General features: G+C 73.3%; 2 protein-coding genes and 1 pseudogene. All 3 read right to left on the bottom strand.

The window, feature by feature from the left end; genetic code table 11:
- On the bottom strand, window positions 1-863 hold an 863-nt coding region (locus tag C1I98_RS38035; protein WP_199537531.1), incomplete at its 3' end, for an NAD(P)-dependent oxidoreductase.
- 23 nt (window positions 864-886) lie between these two features.
- Window positions 887-1,477, bottom strand: coding sequence for a TetR/AcrR family transcriptional regulator (locus tag C1I98_RS38030; RefSeq protein WP_111172075.1), 591 nt, complete (start codon window positions 1,475-1,477; stop codon window positions 887-889).
- A 59-nt stretch (window positions 1,478-1,536) separates the two neighbouring features.
- Window positions 1,537-2,274: pseudogene (locus C1I98_RS42315) on the bottom strand (hypothetical protein); the annotation flags it as partial.

Here is a 2,274-nt window from a genome sequence, read left to right as displayed (position 1 = left end):
GTGGTGGAATCGGCGGGGAAGCTGGCGAAATAGCCCGCGGCCATGTCGTCGTCACCGTGGCCCTCGGCCTCGGCGCGGCGGAAGCGCTCGCCCGCGGCCACCGCCATGTCCACCCGCACCCCGGCCCCGGACGCCGCCTCGGCGATCAGCCGGGTGTCCTTCTCCGCGTTGCGGACGGTGAAGCTGGGCGTGTAGTCGCCGTCCCTGATGGACTTCATCTTCGCCTGCACGTACCCGCTGTCCAGCGGACTCCCGGTGACCACCTCGGCGAACAGCGATGGGTCCAGCCCCAGCGCGCGCAGCAGGGCCAGCGACTCCGCCAGCACCGCGGTGAGGGTGATGGCGTACCCGACGGTGGTGAGCTTGAGCCGGGTGGCCGCGCCCACCTCCTCCCCCACCCAGATGGTCCGGCCGCCGACCGCGGAGAACACCGGCTCCAGGCGCTCGTCGGCAGGGCCCGCGGCCAGGACCACGAGGGTCCCCGCCTCCGCCGGCTGGCGGGTGCCCTGCACCGGGGCGTCCACGAAGACCAGCCCGTGCGCCTGGGCGAGAGCGGCGAGGCGGTCGAGCGCGACCAGGCCCACCGTGCTCATCTGCGCCCACACCTGGCCGGCGGCCAGCGCGGGAGCGGCGGCCGACATGGCGGCGCGCACGGCGTCGCCGTCGCTGAGCATGGTGATCACGACATCGGCCCCGGTCACCGCCTCGGCCGGATCGGAACACACGGTGATGCCATCGGCTTGCAGCGGCAGCGCCTTGTCCCGGGTCCGGTTCCATGCCCTGACCTGGAGGCCGTTCTTGGCCAGATTGCGCGCCATGGGCGCACCCATGATCCCCGTGCCCAGCACCGCGACGGTCGTCATCTCGAACTCCGAATTCATTGAAATCAATCTTTAACGAACAGTCCAGACAGGACGAGATCCACGACCGCCAGCAGCCGCCGCCGGTCGGCCCCCGCCTTGCCCTGCACACGCAGCCCCTGGATCGTCGTCACCAGCAGGTCGGCCATCGCGGTCACGTCGGCGCCGGGGGGCAGCTCGCCGCGCTCCCTGGCGCGGCGCAGCACGGCGGCGATCGACGTGGCGTTCCCGTCCAGAGCATCCCCCACCACGCGGGCGGCGACACGGTCGTGCGGCAGCCGCTCGGTCGCGGTGTTGGTGATCAGGCAGCCCCGCCGTTCCGGGTCCAGCACGGTGGCTTCCACCATCGATACCAGCAGGTCACGGAGCACTTCGCGGGGCGGGGCGGCACGCTCCAGCCGGGCGCCGGCCTCGGCGGCCGAGCGCTCGGCATAGCGGATGAGGGCCGCCTCGTGCAGCCCGGCCTTGCTGCCGAAGGCGGCGTACAGCGAGCCGCGGCCGACGCCGGTGGCCTCGACCAGGTCCTGGATCGAGGTCGCCGCGTAGCCTTTGCGCCAGAAGACGCCGATCGCGGCGTCCACGGCCGCGTCCATGTCGAACTCCCGCGTGCGTACCACGCGGCCACCTTACCGCCTATCTGTAACGATCGGTCAAGTAAGGTGGCGAGTTCCGCCGATCAGCTCCAGGTGCCGCTCTTACGGCGAATGACCGCGAGCCGGAAGGCGGCGTCCTGGTGGCCGCAGCGCGCGGCGATCTCGTGGAAGAAGGCGGCGAGCGGGCGTTTGGCCCGGCCCTGGAACTCGTACTGGCACCCGAACAGGTAGGCGAACTCGGCCGCCTCCTCCTTGGCGTTGAGGTGGTCGCGCAGCCGCAGGGCTCCCGGCCGGCCGGCCTCACCGGCCCGGCGCAGCCAGTTGCTGGCGTCGAAGGGCTCGTCGCGAAGCAGGTGGATCACGGCGAGCTGGAAGCACGCCTCGGCGTCGCCGTCGCTCGCCCAGCGCGCGAGGCGGGCCTCGGTCCTGCCATGGGTGTTCAGGTAAAAGCGCTCCAGGACATGCGCGGGGGCCATGGTCACATCGTCACCCCGGCCCTCGGCGGGCGATGGCACGGCCGGCACCCCGGGCGCACCGGCGTACCCGGCGTGGCCATGTCCGGAGGCGTCGTCGCCGTCCGGATCAGGTCCGGTGAGGCCGTGACCGGCGGCGGTATGCCCGTCCGGGGCGCCGGAGGCCGGTTCGGCGGGGGCTCCGGGGAACGCGGCGCCCGGCGGGGGTGTCTCCCGGCGCGGTTCCGGTACTGCCTCCCGTATGTCCGGCCCGGGCGCGGCCAGGGCGCCCCCTTCGGCACCCGGCCCCGGCGGCCCTGGCGACCCGGCGAGCGGCCCGCGCGACTCGATCACAGGGTCGGCCAGGCC

Source organism: Spongiactinospora gelatinilytica (assembly GCF_003236385.1).
GTDB lineage: Bacteria > Actinomycetota > Actinomycetes > Streptosporangiales > Streptosporangiaceae > Spongiactinospora > Spongiactinospora gelatinilytica.
This window is presented reverse-complemented; position numbering and strand designations above follow the sequence as displayed.